Consider the following 22,595-nt stretch of genomic DNA (forward strand, 5'->3'; position numbering starts at 1 on the left):
TTCAGGAAAAAACATACTGCCTATGTTTTTTGTCGCAAAAATCCTTAATCACTTCGAATTAGCCGAGGTGTGATGAAGATCACTAATTCTCTCCTTTTCTGCTCCCGTACGCTGTGACGAAACAGTCCACCCAGCAACGGAATTTCCCCCAATAGAGGAACCCGAGTCTGCCCGGTGGCACTCTGCTGCTGGAAAATACCACCCAGCGCCAGCGTCTGCCCGTCCTTTAGCGCCACCTGCGTATCGATTTCCTGTTTATCAATCGTCAGCACCTCGTTTTCGCCGCTGCGCATGGTGCGGCCCGGCACATTCTGGCTGATGTGCAGCTTCAGTAAAATCCGGCCGTTGCCCTGAACCACGGGCGTCACTTCCATCCCAAGCACCGCTTCTTTAAATTCCATGGTCGTTGAACCACTGTTACCGGTAGCCACTTCGTAAGGGATCTCGGTTCCCTGTTTAATGCTGGCCGTTTGCTGATGGGAAGTGAACAGGCGCGGGCTGGCGATAATATCTGCCTGGTGTTCGCGTTCCAGCGCGCTTAATTCCAGATCCAGCAGCCGTCCGTCCAGCTTCGCCAGGGTCAATCCCAGCATACCTGCGGGGCGCGCAACGCCAAGATCCACGCGAAGCTGGCTGGCGCGCAGTGCACCGGCGACCTGCTCTTCGCCATTCAGCCCCCAGTTCACCCCCAGCTCACGCAGGCTCTCTTCGCTGATAGTGACAATCTGTGCAGCGATCTCAACCTGTTCCAGCGGCACGTCCAGCTGCTGCAGCCAGCGGATGGTTTGATCGAGCGCCTTTCGGGTATCGCGAAGTAAAAGCGCATTGGTACGGGTATCTAAGGTCACGCTGCCGCGTGCGGTCATCAGCCTGCTGCGCTCATTTTGCAGGCTGGTATTTAACGCAGCAGCATCGGCATATTTGAACATCACCGTCTTCGTATGCAGCGGGCTGTTCAGCTCTGCGGCTTCTCGCTCTGCCTCGGCGCGCTGCTGTTTCTGTTGTTCATGCTCTTCCGGGAACACCAGCATCACGTTGCCTTCCCGTTCAATACTGAGCCTGCCCATTTTCATCACCAGCTCCAGTGCCTGCTGCCATGGAACATCATGCAGCCGCAGCGTCAGCGAACCTTCTACTTCAGGGGCCACCATCAGGTTCAGCTGCTGGTACTCTGCCAAAGCCTGTAATACCTGGCCTATCGGCGCATCTTCAAATACCAGAGAGATGGGCGCTGCGCCTCTGCACAACCCGCTAACCAGAATCAGCCCCCACGCGATTTTCCTTAACAAGATGTTCTCCTTTAAATGTCAGCGTCTGCGGTGGCTGGCAGGCCTGTTCATCTGTCAGGGTGATGCCCCGCAGATCGATATGCTTAACCTGCCACCCCGCACCGGCAGGCCAATCGTTAACGCTGACGTGCAACCGCTTTCCTGAAAGAGAGATCAGCCAGCCCTCAAAGCGATCTGGCCGCCCGATAATGCCCTGAAGCCGCCACGGCACCGAAACCGCATTGCCTGCCGGACAACGCTCCGCACCGGCGGGTAAAAACGGGTCCCTTGCCCCGACATCCATCGCCAGAAGTAAAAACAACAGTGCGCTAAATTTCATAGTGAAATTGAATCAGCAAATGTAACCGTGGAGATTGCCCCTGTAGCGTCATCAAAGGGATCGTTACCGCTGGTCTCAACGTCATCAGATAGCCGAGAAGATCGGTAAACTGCTGCCAGCGAAGAGAAATCGACAGTTCACCGCCGCGTTCATTCGGTTGCCAGTGTTCAAGCTCCCCGCCGCAGGCTGCCAGCAGTGCAGGTAAAGAGAAATGATGGTTATCTTCCACAGCAGCCTGCTCACCCATCTGTTCAATCTGCTTTTCCAGCGTTGAAAGTGGCGGCAGACGGCGCAGTACCGCAATTCGCTGCTGATAGCGAGATACAGACTCGTCAGCCTGTTTGTCCAGCTGGTGCGATTTTTGCCCGGCCGGGTATAGCCAGAACTGCCACATCAGCAGTGCCATTAGTGCCCCCACGCCGATAACGCTGAACATGCGAAGCCGGATATCCGCTTCCAGCCACCCCGCCAGCCAGCGATTACTCATTGTTCCAATCCTTGTTACCCAGCGTGAGTTGCATACTGAAACTCACATCGGCAGACGACTCACGACGAAGAGCGCCAAGCTTTACGGACGGTATTTCCTGTTGCTGATGCAGCCGGTCGCGAAAATGATGAAGCTCGGCGATACTGCGGCTGAACCCCTTAAGTGAAACGCTCTGCTGATGCTTCTTCAGGTCGCTCAGCCAGATATTCTGCGGGATTTCCGCACTCAGCCGCTGGATAAACGCCGACCATCGGGAAAGATCCTGCCGCTGTAGCATCTGCTGTCGTTGTGACTCTCGCAGCTGTTCGAGCCGCTTTTGCGCCGCCAGAGTACGATTGTGCAGAGCAGCAACATCCTGCTGTACGACGGGCCATAAGCTGAGCAGCTCCGCTCGCTGATGATTAAGCCGCTGCTGCCAGTATCCTTTTTGCATACCGAGGAAAATCAGCGCCAGCGTCAGCGCCCCCAACAGCCGCCATTTCTGCCACTGCTGCCGCTGTCGGCGGTCTCGCCATGGCATCAGATTAATACAAACCATCAGCGATCCTCTGGGCGTAATGCTAACCCTGCCGCAATGGTATAAGCCCCACCGCAGACCGGCAGCGGCGGCTGAAGAAAGTGCAGGGCGGTAAAAGGCGAAAGCGCCGTGGTCCCTTCCGGCGGCGCATCATCCAGCGCAGAGCTGTACCAAACCGCGCTCTGCGGCGGCAGGTAGCGCTGCTGAAGTACAGAAAAATCCGGAATATCTTCCCGCGGGCACCATCCCCAAGGGCGTTCAGCATGCTGTGGCGAATACCACAGCCAGTGGTCGCTTAGCCGATGTACCAGCGAAGCATCGGGTGCCAGCGTCAGTGCCCGGGCCAGCACGGAGAGCGCCGACGGCGTCAGATCCATCACATCCGGAACCAGCCCAACCTGCTGCAGGCAGTCCAGCCAGCCCTGTAGCGCTTCCCGGCGGGTTGCGGTTAACGTCAGCTGGTTTTCGCCCCCGTCGCTCAGGCGAAAATCCAGCGCCAGCGCTTCCGGCTCAATCGGGAAAAAACGCTTTGCCGCCGCGTGAATATAGTCACTACGCGCGGCTTCACGCAGGTGTGTAGCGGGCAGGCTCAGCTGCCGCTGCATCACCAGCTGGGGCGGGAATCCTACGCGCAGCGCAATCCTCGATGGCAGCAGCCTGCGCCAGCGCTGCAAAATGGAGATGAGGATCTCTGGCCGTTGCACCAGGCCATTTCTTAACGTATCTTGCGGCAACGTATGCTGCCACCAGTGGCGCAGCTGCCAGCCGTTGCGGCGGCGCTGGATAGCGATGGCGCAGAGCTGCCCGTTTTGTATATCCAACCCGACCTGCCATGTCTGAAAAGCCATTGACGAAATCTCCTTATCGTCAGTTACAAAAGGACGTATCCAAGGTACTGGCTTGCCTTTATACTACCGCGCGATTGTTTATAAACTGCCCAATCGACTCTTAATGGGAAATATCAGGTGAAGTTCGTAAAGTATTTATTGATCCTTGCAGTGTGTTGCATCTTGCTGGGAGCTGGCTCGATCTATGGTTTATACAAATACATAGAGCCGCAGCTTCCTGACGTTGCCACGCTGAAAGATGTGCGTCTGCAGACGCCAATGCAGGTCTACAGTGCCGATAACGAGCTTATCGCGCAGTACGGCGAAAAACGCCGTATCCCGCTGACGCTGCAACAAATCCCCCCAACGATGGTGAAGGCGTTTATCGCCACCGAAGATAGCCGTTTTTATGAGCATCACGGTGTCGACCCGATTGGTATTTTCCGTGCTGCCAGTATTGCGCTGGTCTCCGGTCATGCCTCACAGGGTGCCAGTACTATTACTCAGCAGCTGGCGCGTAACTTCTTCCTCAGCCCGGAAAAAACCCTGCTGCGTAAAATCAAAGAGGTCTTTCTTGCCGTTCGCATCGAACAGATGATGAGCAAAGATGAGATCCTTGAGCTTTACCTGAACAAAATCTACCTCGGCTATCGCGCCTACGGCGTGGGCGCTGCGGCTCAGGTTTACTTCGGAAAAAATATCGATCAGCTGTCGCTGAGTGAAATGGCGATGATTGCCGGTCTGCCAAAAGCACCGTCAACCTTCAACCCGCTTTACTCCCATGAACGTGCCGTGCAGCGCCGTAATACCGTGCTGGCACGTATGCTGGACCAGCATTACATCACCCAGTCGCAGTATGATGAGGCCCGCAATACCCCGCTGGTGGCAAACTATCACGCGCCGGAAATTGCCTTCTCTGCCCCGTATCTGACCGAAATGGTGCGCCAGGAAATGGTGAAACGTTACGGTGAAGATGCCTATAACGACGGCTACAAGGTCTATACCACCGTCACCCGCAAGCTGCAGCTGGCGGCGCAAAAGTCAGTGCAGGATAACGTGCTGGCTTACGATATGCGTCACGGCTATCGCGGACCGGCCAGCGAACTGTGGAAAGCCGGTGAGCAGGCCTGGGGCAAAACGGAGATTATGAAAACGCTGAAGTCTCTGCCGGTATACGGTCCGCTGTTCCCTGCGGTTGTTACGCAGAGCAATAGCGACTCCGCAACGGTACAGATGCGCGATGGCAGCACCACGGACCTGAATCTGGATGCCGTTCGCTGGGCGCGCCCGTTCAAATCCGATACGTTGCAGGGCGCAACTCCACGCGCCGTGAATCAGGTTCTGCAGCCGGGCCAGCAGATCTGGGTTCGCCAGGCGGACAACGGCTGGATGCTGTCGCAGGTGCCTGACGTTAACTCATCGCTGGTCTCACTCGATCCCCATGACGGTTCGGTGCGGGCGCTGGTCGGTGGATTTGATTTCACCCTGAGCAAGTTCAACCGCGCCACCCAGGCACTGCGCCAGGTGGGCTCGAACATCAAACCGTTCCTCTATACGGCGGCGATGGATCGCGGGCTGACGCTGGCGTCGATCCTGAATGACCTGCCGATTTCCCGCTGGGATGCCGGTGCAGGTGCCGACTGGCGTCCTAAGAACTCACCCAACACCTACGCTGGCCCGATTCGTCTGCGTCAGGGGCTGGGCGAGTCGAAAAATGTGGTGATGGTTCGTGCCATGCGCGCGATGGGCGTTGACTATGCGGCAGAATACCTGCAGCGCTTTGGTTTCCCGTCGCAAAACATTGTCCATACCGAGTCACTGGCGCTGGGTTCTGCATCCTTCACACCGTTACAGATGGTGCGCGGCTATTCAGTAATGGCCAACGGCGGCTTCCTGGTTGACCCTTACTTCATTACCCGCATCGAGAATGAAGCCGGTGATAAGGTGTTTGAAGCGAAACCAAAAGTAGCCTGCCCGGAGTGCAATCTGCCGGTTATCTACGGTGAAACGCAAAAAGCCGTCGCACTGAGCGAAGACAGCGTGGAAAACGTCGCGGTTTCGCAGGAAGGGAAAACCGATGCCGTACCGCAGCCTCAGCTGGAACAGGTAACGCAGCAGCAGGTTCAGCAGGACGGCGAGCAGCAGTACGCACCGCACGTCATCAATACCCCGCTGTCGTTCCTGATCAAGAGCGCGCTGAACTCAAACATCTTTGGTGAACCGGGTTGGATGGGGACCGGCTGGCGTGCCGGGCGCGATCTGAAGCGTAACGACATCGGCGGGAAAACCGGGACCACCAACAGTTCGAAGGATGCCTGGTTCTCTGGCTACGGTCCGGGCGTTGTAACGTCGGTATGGATAGGTTTTGACGATCATCGCCGCGATCTGGGCCGCACGACGGCTTCCGGAGCCATTAAAGATCAGATTTCCGGCTATGAAGGCGGAGCGAAGAGTGCCCAACCGGCCTGGGATGAGTATATGCAGTCAGCGCTGGATGGCGTACCGGTACAGCCGCTTACGCCACCGGAAGGTATCGTGTCGGTGACCATCGATCGCAGCACCGGCAAGCTGGCCAATGGCGGAGGCAACACTCGCCAGGAGTACTTTATCGACGGTACTCAGCCGACTGAATACTCGGTACATGATGTGGGCACCACGCTGATGGATAATGGCGAAACCCACGAACTGTTCTGACAGATATTAACGCCTTAAAACGAAGAAGCCGGATTAATCCGGCTTCTTTTTTTGGTCAGAACAGCGAGAAGATCGCTGGCGGTCAGTAGCTGAGCCGCCCCTGCTTCACCAGCCATTCACGCACAAGGAACAGCGCACTGACGTTACGCGCTTCACGAAAATCCGGCTCATCCAGTAAAGCCAGCAGGTTATCCAGAGGCCAGCGCAGCTGCGGCAGCGGCTCCGGTTCATCCCCTTCCAGCTTTTCCGGATAGAGGCCCTCGGCCACCACAATGTTCATCTTGCTGGAGAAATAGGAGGGAGCCATGGTGAGCTTACCCAGCGTTTCAAGCTGCTGTGCTCCGAAACCTGCCTCTTCTTTCAGCTCGCGATTTGCTGCTTCAAACGGTGTTTCACCCGGATCAATCAGCCCTTTGGGGAAACCCAGTTCATAACTTTCCAGGCCAACGGCATACTCCTGAATCAGGATCAGATGATCGTCAATAATCGGTACAATCATCACCGCTTCGCGGTCGGAGGGACGCATCCGCTCATATACCCGGCGGGCCCCGTTGCTGAAGACCAGATCCACGGCTTCAACGGTAAACAACCGCGAGCGGGCAACGGCCTCAACATTGAGGATTTCAGGTTTCTGTAATTGTCTGGTCATAAGGGCCCCAGGAATAAGCCGAAGATTAAACGTCATCGCCCGCACAAGGCAGAACGCTGACCATATTTACACTATTGTGCGGTAGCCGCATCAGGATGCCAATCATCGCACGGATCATTTTGCTTATTTATAACAAATCATTGTTAATATGAGGAAAATCTTTTAATAAAAGTCAATCTTAGTGCTGGGAAATAGGATTATACCGATTCTTAATACTGCAAATGCCTGGTAAGATTTAGGCAAGGAAAGGCATGCTATTATTTTATCATTATGATTTTAATAACTATTTATAATTTCAACGCGGATTGTCAGCACAATCTGAGCCCACCGTCATTGGTTTAGATATGACCGAAGCCGTTCGCCAGAACCGTAACAGGAGCACCGTGGCAGGAATGAGGGAAGCATGGGCACACTAGTTAGCATATTGCTTGCCATACTGGCCTGCTCAATTGTAGCGGGTTGTGTATTTTGGTATGCACTACGCCGTCGCTCACCGCTGGCTAAGCCTCTACCATTCTTAAGCCCACCCCAACGTAAGCTGAGCGACGAAGAACGCGCGGCCGTTGAGCGCTACCTGTCATCTCTGGCCCGCAGCCGTTCCACCGTCTTACCTACCGGTGCCAGCAGCGCGCAGGAACAGCTGGTGCTGACTTCACAAAGTAATAACGTCTATCCCGTGACGCGTGCCATCACACGCTACGGGCTCTCCACGGACGAACCGCATAAGTGGCGCTACTATCTTGATTCGGTCGAAGTTCACCTCCCGCCGCAGTGGGAACAGTACATTACCGACGAAAACTACGTCGAGCTGATCAAAACGCAGACCATCCCACTGGTGATCTCGTTGAACGGGCACCAGCTGACTCAGTACAACTGGGATATGCCCGTTTTAGCGCCCGCGCTGCGAACAACGACGCCGAATGCCTCCATCCGCAAAGCGGAAAGCGAACAAATTGAACTGCTCAGCGTCCGTAAAGAAAGCCCGGAAGAGTATGCACTCAGCCGCCCGGAAGGTACGCGCGAGGCGCTGGTGATTGGCACCGCGCTGCTGCTGTTCTTCTTCAGCCTTATCAGCCCAATCATGCTGACACCGTGGCTGGTACTGGCCGGAATAACCATGATACTGGTGAGCGGATGGTTCCTTTACCGTCGCCCTGCCGACAGCGATCTGCGGGAAATACACTGCCTGAGGGGTGCGCCAAAGCGCTGGGGGCTGTTTGGTGAATCAAACCAGGGGCAGGCGAGTAATATCTCTTTGGGCAGTATTGATCTGATTTATCCCGCGCACTGGCAGGACTATCTGGCCCAGGATCTCGGGCAAACGACTGAAATTGATATCTACCTTAACCGGCATGTTGTTCGTCAGGGGCGCTTTCTGTCGTTACAGGATGAGGTGCGTAATTTCCCTATACAGCGCTGGCGAAAAAACCTCGTGCTTGCCGGCTGTTCACTTGTGGTGATGGTGCTGTTGATTGCCCTTATCCCTTTGAGTATGCCGCTTAAGCTCAGCATGGCCTGGATCAAAGGTACAGACAGCTTACAGGTTACCCGGATTGCCGATCTGGAAAAAACAACGCTGCACATTGGTGACAGTCTGAAGGTTCAGGGGACGGGTATGTGTTCCATCCCTGCGGCCTACCAGGGCAATCGTAGCTACGCTTTCATGCCGTTTGATTGTTCTGCACTCTACTGGAATAACGCTCCGGCCCTGCCTCTGCCGCAGTCGGATATTATCGATAAGGCAACGGCACTGCTGGATACCACTCGCCAGCAGCTCCATCCGCAGACTAACACCGACCCCAAGCTGAATCCGCAGTTGGCCACGGCAATTCAGAAATCCGGCATGATCCTGCTGGATGATTTTTCCGATATCGTGCTGAAAACTCAGGACCTGTGCAGCCAAAAGCTGGATTGCGTACGGTTGAAAAACGCGCTGGTTAACCTCGGTAATGCCAAAGACTGGACCACGCTGGTGCGCCGTGCCAATTCCGGGGCACTGAGCGGTATGAACGTCCTGCTGCGCCCGGTCAGCGCCGAGGCGCTGGAAAATCTGGTGAATACCGCCACATCAACGTTTTTCTATCGCGAAACGCGCCGCGCCGCGGAGATGCTCAACAGCCCGCCACCGGGAGGTTTTTTAATCTATAGCGATGAAGGCCGTTCTCTGGTCAGCCACCCGGCACCGTCCGTGTCGCTGTTTGATTACAACGCTCCCGACCAGTGGCCGGAGTTGCGGCGGCTGGCCGGTATGCTGCTGCAAACGCCGTTTACCGCCAACGGCATCGTCACCAATATCTCAACGGATGCTAATGGGACCCGGCATATTGCTCTTCACAGCGAACCGAATTCAGTGACTCTCTGGCGCTATCTTGGCACCAGTCTGCTGCTGCTGATCCTGGCGGCAATGGTGACGATAAATCTGCTATTAGCGCTACGCAGGATGAACCGCAATCGCGTTCGCCTGCAGGAGATCCAGCGTTATTACGATACCTGCCTTAATCATACCCTGAGTAACATCCGCTCCGTGCGGCCAATGTTTTGACCCGCGCATCTGTGCTATTTTTAAGGCTGTTTATGACCAGCCTCAACGCTTACCAATCTGCAGCTTGAAAGTAACGGGGTTGGCCCATACATAAGGGGCTTCCCGACAGGAGCAGCGATGAAAGAAAAACCCACAGAAGGGGTCAGACTCGATAAATGGCTCTGGGCTGCGCGTTTTTATAAAACCCGTGCCGTCGCGCGTGAAATGATCGAAGGTGGCAAAGTCCATTACAACGGTCAGCGCAGCAAACCCAGCAAACTGGTTGAAGTGGCCGCTGAGCTGACCCTGCGCCAGGGTAACGATGAACGTACGGTTGTTATTCAGGCAGTTAGCGACAAGCGAGGCCCCGCAACGGAAGCACAGCTGCTGTACCGCGAAACGGAACAGAGCATTGAAAAACGGGAAAAAGTGGCACTGGCGCGAAAAATGAACGCGCTCACCATGCCGCATCCTGACCGGCGACCGGATAAAAAAGAGCGCCGTGACCTGATGAAATTTAAAAATTCTGGCGACGAGTAATCCGCCATTAAGAGAGAAAAATTATGTCCCAGCAAGACCAAATGCACCGTTACCTGTTTGAAAACCACGCCGTGCGTGGCGAGCTGGTCACCGCTTCCCAGACCTGGCGCGATATCATCGACGGCCATGATTATCCGCAGCCGGTGCAGCAGCTCCTCGGCGAACTGCTGGTAGCGACCAGCCTGCTGACCGCAACGCTGAAATTTGACGGCGATATTACCGTTCAATTACAGGGTGACGGTCCGCTGAATCTGGCAGTGATCAACGGGAATAATCAACAGGAAATGCGCGGCGTAGCCCGCACTCAGGGCGAGATCGCTGAAGGCAGCAGCCTGAAAGAGATGGTCGGTAACGGCTACCTGGTGATTACCATTTCTCCGAAAGAAGGCGAACGCTATCAGGGTGTGGTTGGCCTGGAAGGCGATACGCTTGCTGCCTGCCTGGAAGACTACTTCATGCGTTCTGAGCAGCTGCCAACACGACTGTTTATTCGTACCGGTGAGCACAATGGTTTACCGGGTACGGCAGGAATCCTGCTGCAGGTGCTGCCAGCTCAGGATGCAAGTCTTGATGACTTTAATCACCTCACCACCCTGACCGAAACCATCAAAACCGAAGAGCTGCTTGGCCTGCCGGCCAACGAGGTGCTGTGGCGTCTGTATCACGAAGAAGAGGTGACCGTTTACGATCCGCAAAGCGTGGTCTTCAAATGCTCCTGCTCCCGTGAACGCTGTGGTGAAGTGCTGCTCTCCCTGGCGCAGGATGAAGTGAATCAGATTCTGGAAGAAGATGGCCAGATTGATATGCACTGTGACTACTGCGGCAACCATTATGTTTATGATTCTGTAGATATTGCAGCAATTCGCAATGGTTCAGCGGGCGAGGCGGAACAGGTTCATTGATTCTCCGCAATGGATAATAATCCATTGAAATATAAAGGAGCAGCTACGTTAGCTGCTCTTTTTTTTGGCTTTTTAACCTCGTTACATCCAATTTTAAAGTCAACGTCGAGGCAATCAGCACCGGTACTACAACGGGTTATAAATCCGCTTCCGCTGTATTGGTGATGCAATGGCAATAAGTCAATCTACTCACCCGATGTTGTCGTTTCCCGTCATCCACTGTCGTAGAAAAGTGAACTGCGCTGACATCGGGTAAAAAACCATCTAATCAATACTTACCACTCATTAAAATCCCATAAACACTCTTTTAATGCGTTGCGTTACGGTACTTTTCAGTGATTTATGCTCCTCCTCTCATTTCTGTCTTCCGCTCCTTTCCCTCCCGGGTGAGAGGAGTAAACTGCGCGCGATCGTGATGGCTACCCCCTCCCGCATCAGGAACCTGCGGGTTATCACGGTGAAGCAATCGAAATACCCTTACACTTTGCTGTAGTAAAAAACCGAGATAAGGAGCAGTAATATGCGCACTAACGACCTGACCGGCCTGGACCTCGTCGCTTATGGCATCACTGATACGGTTGAGGTGGTTCATAATCCCGATTATGACACGCTGTTTAAGGAAGAGACCCAACCCGGTTTAACCGGCTTTGAGCGCGGCACGGTCACGCAATCCGGTGCAGTTGCCGTTGATACCGGGATTTTTACCGGCCGTTCGCCGAAAGATAAATACCTGGTGCGTGATGACACCACCCGCGACACGCTGTGGTGGAGTGACGAAGGGAAAGGTAAAAATGACAACCACCCTCTTTCACCGGAAACCTGGCAGTCGCTGAAATCGTTAGTTTCCCGGCAGCTTTCCGGCAAACGTCTGTTCGTGGTGGATACCTGGTGCGGTGCTAATGCGGATACCCGCCTCAGCGTGCGTTTTATTACTGAGGTCGCCTGGCAGGCCCACTTCGTCAAAAACATGTTTATCCGTCCGGATGACGAAGGACTGGCTAATTTCGTGCCGGATTTCGTGGTGATGAACGGAGCTAAATGTACCAACCCGAACTGGCAGCAGCAGGGGCTGAATTCAGAAAACTTTATTGCGTTTAACCTGACCGAGAAGATACAGCTGATAGGCGGTACCTGGTACGGTGGCGAAATGAAGAAAGGACTGTTCGCCATCATGAACTATCTGCTGCCGCTGAAGGGGATTGCTTCCATGCACTGCTCGGCCAACGTCGGTGAAAAAGGTGATGTTGCGGTGTTCTTCGGCCTGTCGGGTACCGGAAAAACCACCCTCTCCACCGATCCGCTGCGCAGGCTGATTGGCGATGATGAGCACGGCTGGGATGATGATGGCGTATTTAACTTCGAAGGGGGCTGCTACGCGAAGACCATCAAACTCTCCGAGCAGGCTGAACCGGAGATCTATCACGCTATCCGCCGCGACGCGCTGCTGGAAAACGTCGTCGTGCGTGCTGACGGTTCGGTTGACTATGACGATGGCAGTAAGACGGAAAACACCCGCGTTTCTTATCCGATTTATCATATCGATAATATCGCTAAGCCCATTTCAAAAGCGGGCCATGCGAAAAAAGTGATATTCCTCACCGCTGATGCCTTTGGTGTGTTGCCGCCGGTATCACGTCTCACGGCCGATCAAACCCAGTACCACTTCCTTTCCGGCTTTACGGCTAAGCTGGCCGGCACCGAGCGCGGTATTACCGAGCCAACGCCAACCTTCTCTGCCTGCTTCGGTGCAGCCTTCCTGACGCTGCATCCCACCCAATATGCTGAGGTGCTGGTAAAAAGAATGGAAGCCGCCGGAGCGCAGGCGTGGCTGGTCAATACCGGCTGGAACGGCAGCGGTAAACGTATTTCGCTGAAGGATACTCGGGCGATTATCAATGCGATTCTGAGCGGTGAGATTGATAAAGCCGATACCGTCACGCTGCCCGTCTTTAATCTGGAAATCCCGCTGTCGCTGCCGGGCGTCGATGCCAGCCTGCTGGACCCTCGCCACTCGTGGGGCGGCGAAGCCAAGTGGGAAGCGAAGGCACGCGACCTGGCGCAGCGGTTTATCGATAACTTCGATAAATTTACCGACACTAAAGCCGGTGCAGCGCTGGTGAAAGCGGGACCGAAGCTGTAAAAAAGCAAAAAAATGGACCGCATGGCGGTCCATTTTCTACTCATCAGCTACGATGCTGTGGCAGGCCACCCGCACCGGGTGCAGGAAACTCAGGTAGGGGAAGCCAGGCACGAACCGACAAGCCCCCTTTTTCACTTTTACCAATCTCCAGTCCCCCCTGGTGGGCATCAATAATGCGCTGCACTATCGCCAAACCCAACCCGGTTCCGCTGGTACTGCGGGCACTGTCACCCCGTACGAAAGGCTGGAACAAATGCTGAAGCTGATCGGGTTCAATACCCGGACCATCGTCCTCAATCTGGAACCAGGCACGCTGGAGTTCCCGACCTGAACTGACTTTAATCCAGCCGTTACCATACCGCGCAGCGTTGACCACCAGGTTAGCTACCGCACGTTTGATCGCCAGCGGGTTGATATCGACCATCAGTTCGACCGGCATCACCGAGCTTTCAATCTCTCTTTCGTAGCCACTTTCTGCCGCAATGACTTCACCCAACACGCCGTTAAGATCGGCGTATTCAAACTGCATTTCCTGCCCGGTGCGCAGATAGTCGATAAACTGTTCGATAATCGCATTACACTCTTCGATATCTTTGTTGATCGACTCGGCCAGATAGCCATCCTGCTCCGACATCATCTCCGTTGCCAGACGAATACGCGTCAGCGGCGTGCGCAGGTCGTGGCTGACACCGGCCATCAGCAGCGTACGATCGTCAGCCAGCTGCTTGACCCCTGCGGCCATCTGATTAAATGCACGCGTGACCGAACGGACTTCAGAAGCACCGTATTCACGCAGCGGTGGCGGGATCACGCCTTTACCCACCTGCAGGGCGGCATGCTCCAGCTCGACGAGGGGTCGGTTTTGTATTCGTATAAACAGCCATGCGCCGCCTATCGCCAGTAACATGATCGCCAGCGTATAGCGGAACAGCGGAGAGAAGTCTCCCTGATGGATTTCGGTCAGCGGCACACGCACCCAAATATCCGGAGACAGCCAGGTTTTCAGCCAGACAACCGGGGAATTCTTGTTAACTTCAACGCGCACATCGGTCGGGCCGCCCAGCTGCTGCGCCATCTGCTGGCTAAGGAACTCGTAATGCTGCGCCCAGCGTAATCCGCTCTCTTCCGCCGCCGCATTGGTGTACAGCGAAATGCCCAGCTCGCGATAAATCTCACGACGGAACGCAGGCGGGACTTCCAGCTGCGTGCCATCCTCAAGCTGCAACCTGTCGGTCATCAGCATGCGCACTTCGTAAGCCAGCACCTTATTAAACTGCTGCAGGCTCGGCAAAATGGCAAAGTTCAGAACGACCAGATAGGTCGTTACCAGGCTGACGAACAGCAGGGTAACGATCAATAACAGGGTTCGGGCAAATGAACTGCGGGGTGAGAAGCGGATTCGCCTCATGCTTTACTGCCGTCCGGCACGAATACGTAACCCAGGCCCCAAACGGTCTGGATGTAACGCGGGTGCGCAGGATCTTCCTCCACCATACGGCGCAGGCGTGAAATCTGCACGTCGATAGAACGCTCCATCGCGCTGTACTCGCGGCCACGGGCCAGGTTCATCAGTTTGTCGCGTGAAAGCGGCTCACGTGGATGGCTAACCAGTGCCTTCAGCACCGCAAACTCACCGCTGGTCAGCGGCATGGGTTCATCTTCGCGGAACATTTCGCGGGTGCCGAGGTTCAGCTTAAACTTACCGAAGGCGATAACCGCTTCTTCCTGAGATGGCGCACCCGGCAGCTCGTTAGCCTGACGGCGTAACACTGCACGAATACGGGCCAGCAGCTCACGTGGGTTAAACGGTTTCGGAATATAGTCATCGGCACCGATTTCCAGGCCAACGATACGATCCACTTCTTCCCCTTTCGCCGTCACCATAATGATCGGCATCGGGTTGCTCTGACTGCGCAGACGGCGGCAGATAGATAATCCATCTTCACCAGGTAGCATCAGGTCCAGCACCATCAGGTGGAAGGATTCCCGGGTCAGCAAGCGATCCATCTGCTCGGCATTCGCCACGCTACGTACCTGGAAACCCTGCTCGGTTAAATAACGCTCCAGCAACGCACGCAAACGCATGTCGTCATCTACTACCAGAATTTTGTAGTTCTCTTGCATTTCGATACTCCCAAGGCGCTATTGCCTGAAGCTGATATTTTCAAAAAATAAGCCTGAATGTAACAGCCAATAATGGTTTATATTGTAGCTGAAATTGTTACAAAGCATATTAAACAGTAGGTTATCCTTAAAATTCTTCGTTAAACGCGCTACCGATCACGTACGTAAATAAAAAATTCTTAGCGCAAACAGCGGCTAAAGTGCTCATCCCTCAGAGGTTCGCTGTTTCGGATCATGCTACCGCAGGTTTACATTATCGGGCATTAAAGCTTGTCTTCTGCCTCGCTACTGTTACCATCAATAATGATTCTCATTAACATTCAATAATGTCACCGCAGCCCCTCCTCCGTGCTGACGCCAGGGCTGAATTTATTCTGATAATTGCCAATTAATTTCACAGTGGGAAAGAGTCAATGGCGGGTACTGCAAGGCGTTTTTTTCGTGTAAAACGGCATAACCCCGCCGCACTCAAGGAACTGAAAGCGCTGTCAATTCCCGAAAGCTGGGCGCGAATCATGCAGGTGGATCATCCGCGGGAAGGGGTCAATATTTGCTGCATGAACGGGCGACCCGATGCGCCATGGACTTTCCCGGTCGAAGGTGGCGCATCGTTTTCAATGAGTATTTTGCAAAAAGGCTGCATTGAAGCGGGTTTTGACAATGGTGAGCGGTTCCGTCTTGAAGGCGGCTACGTCAGCCTGACTGCCACCGGAGAGCATCTCTCCGGCTGGGATACTTTTACTGCCGAACAGGGATTTCGCCTGGTGAATATTCATCTGACGCCGGAGGCACTTTGCGGCCTGACCGGGCTGAACATGGATGATGTGCAAAGGTATATGAAATCCGCAATCGGCGTAATGCCGCATATCAATGCCAGTGTCGCGATGATGCCGATTTTTAGCAGTCTGCAAAGGCTGGCCGCCGAGATCGCCCAGTGTAGCTATCTGGACAGCAAAGCGAGAAACGTCTTTCTCTGCGCTAAAGTCTGCGAGGCGATTGCCGCGATGCTGGACACCTGTTCCCGTGAGCAAGGCAGTGCCTCAACCCTGAAGGCGGTTCCGTCCGATCGCCTTCGACTACTGCAGGCGCGCGCCATGCTGGAAGATCGTCATCATGAATCATGGAGCGTGCAGTCCCTGGCCCAGGCCGTTGGGCTGAATGAAAAACGACTGCAGGCAGGTTTTAACGCGCTTTACGGCAGCACTGTGCACGAATCTCTGACCCGAATCCGCCTTGACGTTGCGCTGGCAATGCTCTCTTCCGGTGCTAACGTGACGGATACTGCCCAGGCGGTGGGCTTTGCCAACGTCAGCCACTTCAGCAAAGTGTTTCGCAACACCTTTGGCATCTCCCCTAAGCGCTGGGTCCACGGCCACCGCGCCACGGAATAATCCCGATCTAATCCCGATTTCCTACAGAATAATCCCCACATTCCCGCATCGCGGGGTAAGCAACATGTAAAAATGTTGCCGGATTAGACAACTTTTGTCTGAAATGCGGTAGCAGCGATTTTCGCCTTCCCCTAGCATCCTGGCTTCGGCAAAAAATGTGCGAGTCAATTACGAAATAATTCTAATTATCACTATCACTCGTATTTTCATAACCATGCAAAAGGTTATTCCTCTTCTTAACAGGCTGATAAAGACATGACTCGGGATCGTAAAGAGGCCAAAGACGGCGGCACTCTCACCAAAATCACCTTTCTTACTCTGATTTCATTATCCGGCGGACAGGCGCTGGCACAGCAAACCACCGCAGATAGCTCAGCAGAATCGCCTGCAAAGCTTGCCACATCGGCACCTGCGGATACCCTGACCGTGACCGAAAGCACCCCGGCCCCCCTGCCGCCTAAAAGCGGGATAAACGCCGGAGCCAGCAGAAAAGATATTGAGCGCCGCAATGCCAGCCATCTAAGCGACATCGTGGACCAAATCTCCGGGACCTCGATGAACAGCCTGTATGCACGCCCCGATGTGTCGATCGGTATTCAGGGCGTTGCCGGTTTTGGTCGCGTTTCCCAGCAGTTGGAAGGGGTCTCACAGAACTTTACCGCTTTCACTAAAGACATCGGCCAGACCGGTTCGATTTATGTAGAGCCGTTATTCCTGCAGTCCATCGATGTCAGCCGTGGCGTCAACACGTCAACCAGTACTCTGGGCAGTCTTGGCGGCAGCGTGAACTTCCGCTATCTGGATATGGATGACGTGCTGCGCCCGGGTAAAAATCTGGGTGGTCTGGTACGGGGTTCCACCGGCTTCAGCCAGTACGGTAACGGGCAGGAACCCTCCGGAGCGGCTTTCCTCGCCGGGCGCGATGAAAACTGGGACGTACTGTTGGGGGTATCCCGCAGTAAAAACGACGCCTACCGCATCGGCAGCCATTTTAATCAGGGCGCAATGTTGAATGGCTTTCACGCTACCAACATGCAGTTCTCTGACGATCAAAACAATACCTATTATTCTGCAGAAAACTGCCGCTACGGTAGCATCAACGGTATTTCAGGCGGCTATCAGGACGGCCTGAGCAACTGCATGCTTACCCCGCAGCGCCTGCAATGGCTACAGCAGGCGGCCAAATCCGGCGCATTAAAAGGCACCGAGCGCAAAGCCGATTCACAGATGCTGAGACTGCGCCATTTCTTCAATGATGAGGCCACCCAAAGTCTGGAACTGTTCGCCTCCGCCAGCCATTCCCGCTATGAAAGCGATCAGCAGCCGAACGTGAAAGCGCTGAATGACGGTACGGAAGCGGAATGGGGCAGTAGCCCCTGGTCGGTAAAAAACGATCTCGACAGCCGGATGCTCAGCCTGAAGTATCAGGCGGCGTTCACCGATCTGTTCAATCCAAGCGTGCAGATTTATCACGAACAGCAGCGGCGTAAACAGGGGTGGCTGGGATCGGCAGGCTCTTACGCTTATAACCAGGACATGCACTACAACGTTGATAACAAGTCCAACGGCATCAAACTGGCCAACAGCAGCCATTTCAGCCTGCCGGTTGTCGGGGACTGGCGGCTGGATAGCGGCGTGGAATACCGCAGCGAAAAGAAAAAGGTCGACGCCTTCACCGAAGAGGATGCGTTACACAAGCAGTATCTGAGCTGGGGCTACGACTACCCGATCCCAAAGTGGGATAACGATTCCCGCACCACCACCAAAAGCCTTGCACTGGCACTAAGCACCGATGATAACGGCCCGCTACAAATCAGCGCAGGGGTGGGCTATCAGCGGGTGGATATGACGATCTACGACCCACACTATCGCAGCGGTAACACCAGCAAGGCTGGCACGATCGCCAGTTTCGGTACATTGATCGACGGTTATGTTGGGCAGGGTTATGACTACAATCAAGCCTACGATCTGGCTTTTCAGGATCTCAGTACCCAAACCAATGACCTGAAGATTGATCCAGAAGAAGGCACCACGCGCTGGGTCACCGATAATCAGAAACAGCATTACAACCTGAAATCCGGCAACCTCGCGGTGCAGTATACCCTTGCGGATACCGGGCTGACCCCTTACGCCTCATTGGGCTACAGTGAGCGCGCGCCCACCAGCAGTGAAATGTATGTTTCCGGAGTCTGGATGCGGCAGGCATTTCTGGTTAATCCCGACCTGAAACCGGAAAAAAACCTGTCGTTACAGCTGGGCGTCAATTATCACCGCCCTGCGCTGTTTATCGCTGCGGATGAGTTTACCGCCGGCGTGGGCTTCTATCGCAACAGGATCAAAAACTATATCGGCTACGGCCCGCTATGGATGCGTGATGATGTTATCGGGGAAAGTGGCGGCAGCACCGGCCAGAGCGTCGGTAACGTGAATAACCTCAACGCCGTGATCCGCCAGGGTTTTGAATTTAATCTGGCATATAAACAACCGCTGTTCTATATCCGCAGCAATTTGACGGTTCCACTTCGCCACGACAATAAGATGTGCAGCGCGAATTCGCCAAGCGGAAGTTACTATCATCAGAGCTATAACGAAGCGGGTGACACCATCTATACCCAGGGCGGCGACAACGGCGGGTCGCAGTGCTATTCCGGCTGGAACTGGATGGAAACCAGCCTGATCGAGCCAGTGCGGGGCAGTATCACCGCCGCAATCACCCCATATCACGGTAAGTTAGAGCTGGGAACCACCCTGCAATATCGCGGTAAACAGCGCGCTTCCTACTGGTATGTCAAAGATGCGCAGGCCGGTCCTTATGCGGAGCAAAATTCTCAGCTGCCGCTACCCGATGGCGACGGCTGGCTCACCGCCAACCTGTGGCCAAAAACCGTTAAGGTCGATCTGTTTGCCAACTACCAGGCCACGGAAGATTTGAAGCTGGGAGTATACCTGGCCAACCTGACCGACCAGATGGACGGCACCCCGACCAGCATGGGCTACAACTTCTACCCGGGCCGCACGTTAACGGCGAATATGGAGTATCGCTTCTGATCGCATGGCCGGGTGGATTCCCGGCCTGATTCTTTTTTGGGGAGATCCATCCCCCTGCTGCTTTCTCATCACCCTGTGGGTTGCATCCCCGCCTCATCTCATCACAAAATAGCGTTTTCTCTGGTTACGGCATGGGTTAACGATGAAAACCAAACTGATCACCCGCGGCGGCTACAACCTGCTGAAGCAGGAACTGGACTACCTGTGGCGTGAAGAACGCCCGGAAGTGACAAAAAAAGTCACCTGGGCTGCCAGCCTCGGCGACCGCAGCGAAAACGCCGACTACCAGTACAATAAAAAGCGCCTGCGTGAGATCGACCGCCGGGTGCGCTATCTGACCAAGTGCCTGGAGCAGCTGCGCATTGTCGACTACTCACCGCAGCAGGATGGCAAAGTGTTTTTCGGCGCGTGGGTTGAGGTGGAAAACGACGACGGCGACATCAAACGCTTTCGCATCGTCGGCTATGACGAAATCTTCGGGCGCAACGACTATATTTCTATCGACTCGCCGATGGCCCGTGCGCTGCTGAAAAAAGAGGTGGGCGATGCCGCCACCGTGCATACCCCGGTAGGTGACGCTCTCTGGTACGTGAACGATATCAGCTATATAGAAGAGTCCTAATTACGCGGCGATAACCGGTTGCATCACGATTACACCGCCTCAGGGTTGGCATTTTTCGCCTGCAATCCGTATAACTGTCCCCTATTTCTTAAGCCAAAAAAGTATCCCAATGATGAAAGATTCGCTGAGCCGCATTATTGCAGATGAACTCAAGGCCAGAGCAGAACAGGTAGAAGCCGCTGTTCGCCTGCTGGACGAAGGCAATACCGTTCCGTTTATTGCCCGCTATCGTAAGGAAGTGACCGGAGGGCTGGACGATACCCAGCTGCGTACGCTGGAGACGCGCCTCGGGTATCTGCGCGAACTGGAAGATCGCCGCCAGTCGATTCTGAAATCCATCGATGACCAGGGCAAGCTGAGCAACGAGCTTGCCGCCGCCATTAACGGCACGATGAGCAAAACCGAGCTGGAAGATCTCTACCTCCCCTATAAACCGAAGCGCCGCACCCGTGGGCAGATCGCCATTGAAGCCGGGCTGGAGCCATTGGCCGATACGCTGTGGCAGGACCCGTCGCAGGACCCAGAACAGCGGGCTGCGGGCTTTGTCGATGCGGATAAAGGCGTTGCAGATGTGAAAGCCGCCCTCGACGGCGCGCGCTATATTCTGATGGAACGTTTTGCCGAAGACGCGTCGCTGCTGGCGAAAGTGCGTGACTACCTGTGGAAAAACGCCCACCTGGTATCCCGCGTCATTGAAGGTAAAGAGGACGAAGGTGCCAAGTTCCGCGACTACTTCGACCATCATGAAGCGCTGGCCACCGTGCCTTCACACCGCGCGCTGGCGATGTTTCGCGGCCGCAACGAAGGTATTTTGCAGCTGTCGCTGAATGCCGATCCCCAGTTTGATGAGCCGCCGCGCGAAAGCCACGGCGAGCAGATCGTCACCGATCATCTCGGCCTGCGCCTCAACAACGCGCCTGCCGATGCATGGCGTAAAGCCGTGGTCAGCTGGACCTGGCGCATCAAAGTCCTGCTGCACCTGGAAACTGAGCTGATGGGCACGGTACGCGAGCGTGCGGAAGATGAAGCGATTAACGTCTTTGCCCGTAACCTGCACGACCTGCTGATGGCAGCACCGGCGGGCATGCGCGCCACCATGGGCCTTGACCCGGGCCTACGTACCGGGGTGAAAGTGGCCGTGGTTGACGCCACCGGCAAGCTGGTTGCTACTGATACCATTTACCCACACACCGGGCAAATCGCCAAAGCGGCTTCCGCCGTTGCCGCGCTGTGTGCGAAGCACCATGTGGAGCTGACCGCTATCGGTAACGGAACCGCCTCCCGCGAGACCGAGCGCTTCTACCTGGATGTACAAAAACAGTTCCCGCAGGTGCAGGGCCAGAAAGTGATCGTCAGCGAGGCCGGTGCATCCGTTTACTCGGCTTCCGAACTGGCAGCACAGGAATTCCCCGATCTGGATGTATCGATTCGCGGCGCGGTCTCCATTGCCCGCCGCCTGCAGGACCCGCTCTCTGAGCTGGTGAAAATCGACCCGAAATCCATCGGCGTCGGTCAGTACCAGCACGACGTCAGCCAGAGCCAGCTGGCGAAAAAGCTGGATGCCGTGGTGGAAGACTGTGTTAACGGCGTCGGCGTGGATCTCAACACCGCCTCAGTACCACTGCTGACCCGCGTGGCGGGACTGAGCAAAATGATTGCCCAGAACATTGTCAGCTGGCGCGATGAAAACGGCCGCTTCCAGAACCGCCAGCAGCTGCTGAAAGTCAGCCGTCTGGGGCCGAAAGCGTTTGAGCAATGCGCCGGCTTCCTGCGCATCAGCCAGGGGGATAACCCGCTGGACGCCTCTACCGTTCACCCGGAAGCCTATCCGGTCGTTGAACGAATTCTGGCGTCAACCGGACAGTCGCTGGGCGACCTGATGGGCAACCCCAGTGAGCTACGCAACCTGAAAGCGGTGGATTTCACCGATGAGCGTTTCGGCGTGCCTACGGTCAGCGACATCATCAAGGAGCTGGAAAAACCAGGCCGCGACCCGCGCCCTGAGTTTAAAACCGCCCAGTTTGCTGAAGGCGTGGACACCCTGAACGATCTGCTGCCGGGTATGGTACTGGAGGGTTCAGTGACCAACGTGACTAACTTTGGTGCCTTCGTTGATATCGGTGTTCATCAGGACGGACTGGTGCATATCTCCTCGCTGTCGGATAAGTTTGTCGACGACCCGCACAAAGTGGTGAAAGCCGGGGATATTGTCAAAGTGAAGGTCATGGAAGTGGATTTGCAGCGCAAACGCATCGCCCTGACCATGCGTCTTGACGAACAGCCGGGGGAAACCAACGCCCGTCGCGGCGGCGGCAACACTAACAGCAACACCAATAACCGGGACAACGCCCGCCCGGCGAAAAGCACTAAACGCCCTGCCGCACAGCCTGCGGGTAACAGCGCAATGGGCGATGCGCTGGCTGCCGCATTCGGTAAAAAACGCTAACAGCTCCACGGGCGGATCGGCCGATCCGCCCTCTTTGCTACGATCTGCTGTCACTTGCAGTGCCAACATTGCGCCATAT

At 55.1% G+C, this 22,595-nt stretch carries 17 protein-coding genes; 9 read left to right on the forward strand and 8 right to left on the reverse strand.

Annotated features, from left to right (window positions below):
• Window positions 1-44: 44 nt before the first annotated feature.
• Genes hofQ through pilM form a run of 5 tightly spaced genes read right to left on the reverse strand, consistent with a single transcriptional unit; the run spans window position 45 to window position 3,460 of the window.
• Window positions 45-1,265, reverse strand: a complete 1,221-nt coding sequence (hofQ, locus tag IBT47_RS14060; RefSeq protein ID WP_370569899.1) for a DNA uptake porin HofQ — start codon at window positions 1,263-1,265, stop codon at window positions 45-47.
• Entirely contained in the window at window positions 1,252-1,608 is a 357-nt protein-coding gene (locus tag IBT47_RS14065; RefSeq protein WP_200560894.1) for a HofP DNA utilization family protein, read from the reverse strand. The genes hofQ and IBT47_RS14065 overlap by 14 nt, the downstream gene beginning before the upstream one ends.
• Window positions 1,598-2,095, reverse strand: coding sequence for a hypothetical protein (locus IBT47_RS14070; protein WP_200560895.1), 498 nt, complete (start codon window positions 2,093-2,095; stop codon window positions 1,598-1,600). The genes IBT47_RS14065 and IBT47_RS14070 overlap by 11 nt, the downstream gene beginning before the upstream one ends.
• On the reverse strand, window positions 2,088-2,633 hold the full coding sequence (locus IBT47_RS14075) for a PilN domain-containing protein (protein WP_200560896.1): 546 nt from the start codon (window positions 2,631-2,633) through the stop codon (window positions 2,088-2,090). The genes IBT47_RS14070 and IBT47_RS14075 overlap by 8 nt, the downstream gene beginning before the upstream one ends.
• The gene (pilM, locus tag IBT47_RS14080; RefSeq protein ID WP_200560897.1) at window positions 2,633-3,460 is read right to left on the reverse strand and encodes a type IV pilus biogenesis protein PilM; all 828 of its coding nucleotides are present in this window, start codon (window positions 3,458-3,460) and stop codon (window positions 2,633-2,635) included. The genes IBT47_RS14075 and pilM overlap by 1 nt, the downstream gene beginning before the upstream one ends.
• A gap of 117 nt (window positions 3,461-3,577) precedes the next feature.
• On the opposite strand from pilM, the gene mrcA reads away from it, so the two are divergent.
• Window positions 3,578-6,133: a peptidoglycan glycosyltransferase/peptidoglycan DD-transpeptidase MrcA gene (gene mrcA / locus IBT47_RS14085; RefSeq protein ID WP_200560898.1), complete on the forward strand. Its 2,556-nt coding sequence runs from the start codon at window positions 3,578-3,580 to the stop codon at window positions 6,131-6,133.
• Window positions 6,134-6,215: 82 nt separating this feature from the next.
• Here the strand turns inward: mrcA and nudE are convergent, their stop codons facing one another.
• Window positions 6,216-6,782 (reverse strand): ADP compounds hydrolase NudE, encoded by a 567-nt coding sequence (gene nudE, locus IBT47_RS14090; RefSeq protein WP_105594046.1) that lies wholly within the window; start codon window positions 6,780-6,782, stop codon window positions 6,216-6,218.
• A 403-nt stretch (window positions 6,783-7,185) separates the two neighbouring features.
• On the opposite strand from nudE, the gene IBT47_RS14095 reads away from it, so the two are divergent.
• The 4 genes from IBT47_RS14095 to pckA all read left to right on the forward strand — a co-directional run bounded on the left by IBT47_RS14095 (window position 7,186) and on the right by pckA (window position 12,885).
• On the forward strand, window positions 7,186-9,324 hold the full coding sequence (locus tag IBT47_RS14095; RefSeq protein WP_200560899.1) for an intracellular growth attenuator family protein: 2,139 nt from the start codon (window positions 7,186-7,188) through the stop codon (window positions 9,322-9,324).
• Window positions 9,325-9,441: 117 nt separating this feature from the next.
• A complete protein-coding gene (gene hslR / locus IBT47_RS14100) occupies window positions 9,442-9,843 on the forward strand; it encodes a ribosome-associated heat shock protein Hsp15 (RefSeq protein WP_105594048.1) in 402 nt (133 codons plus the stop codon).
• A gap of 23 nt (window positions 9,844-9,866) precedes the next feature.
• Complete coding sequence (gene hslO / locus IBT47_RS14105) at window positions 9,867-10,745, forward strand: Hsp33 family molecular chaperone HslO (RefSeq protein ID WP_200560900.1); 879 nt, start codon at window positions 9,867-9,869, stop codon at window positions 10,743-10,745.
• 520 nt (window positions 10,746-11,265) lie between these two features.
• A complete protein-coding gene (gene pckA / locus IBT47_RS14110) occupies window positions 11,266-12,885 on the forward strand; it encodes a phosphoenolpyruvate carboxykinase (ATP) (RefSeq protein WP_200560901.1) in 1,620 nt (539 codons plus the stop codon).
• 43 nt (window positions 12,886-12,928) lie between these two features.
• Here the strand turns inward: pckA and envZ are convergent, their stop codons facing one another.
• Window positions 12,929-14,293 carry a two-component system sensor histidine kinase EnvZ gene (gene envZ, locus IBT47_RS14115; protein WP_105594053.1) on the reverse strand — a complete coding sequence of 455 codons (1,365 nt, stop codon included), beginning with the start codon at window positions 14,291-14,293 and terminating at the stop codon, window positions 12,929-12,931.
• Window positions 14,290-15,009, reverse strand: a complete 720-nt coding sequence (gene ompR / locus IBT47_RS14120) for a two-component system response regulator OmpR (protein WP_001157751.1) — start codon at window positions 15,007-15,009, stop codon at window positions 14,290-14,292. Before ompR ends, envZ begins: the two co-directional genes overlap by 4 nt.
• A gap of 413 nt (window positions 15,010-15,422) precedes the next feature.
• Here ompR and IBT47_RS14125 point away from each other — a divergent pair, with 413 nt between their 5' ends.
• From IBT47_RS14125 to IBT47_RS14140, 4 genes are all read left to right on the forward strand, one after another.
• Window positions 15,423-16,400, forward strand: coding sequence for a helix-turn-helix transcriptional regulator (locus IBT47_RS14125; RefSeq protein ID WP_105594054.1), 978 nt, complete (start codon window positions 15,423-15,425; stop codon window positions 16,398-16,400).
• Between the two features lie 255 nt (window positions 16,401-16,655).
• Entirely contained in the window at window positions 16,656-19,448 is a 2,793-nt protein-coding gene (locus IBT47_RS14130; RefSeq protein WP_200560902.1) for a TonB-dependent receptor domain-containing protein, read from the forward strand.
• A 142-nt stretch (window positions 19,449-19,590) separates the two neighbouring features.
• Entirely contained in the window at window positions 19,591-20,070 is a 480-nt protein-coding gene (gene greB / locus IBT47_RS14135; RefSeq protein WP_105594056.1) for a transcription elongation factor GreB, read from the forward strand.
• 109 nt (window positions 20,071-20,179) lie between these two features.
• Entirely contained in the window at window positions 20,180-22,516 is a 2,337-nt protein-coding gene (locus IBT47_RS14140) for a Tex family protein (RefSeq protein WP_200560903.1), read from the forward strand.
• The last annotated feature ends 79 nt before the right edge of the window (window positions 22,517-22,595 follow it).

The sequence above is a fragment of the Erwinia sp. S43 genome, from assembly GCF_016624745.1.
In the GTDB taxonomy this organism is placed as follows: domain Bacteria; phylum Pseudomonadota; class Gammaproteobacteria; order Enterobacterales; family Enterobacteriaceae; genus Erwinia; species Erwinia coffeiphila.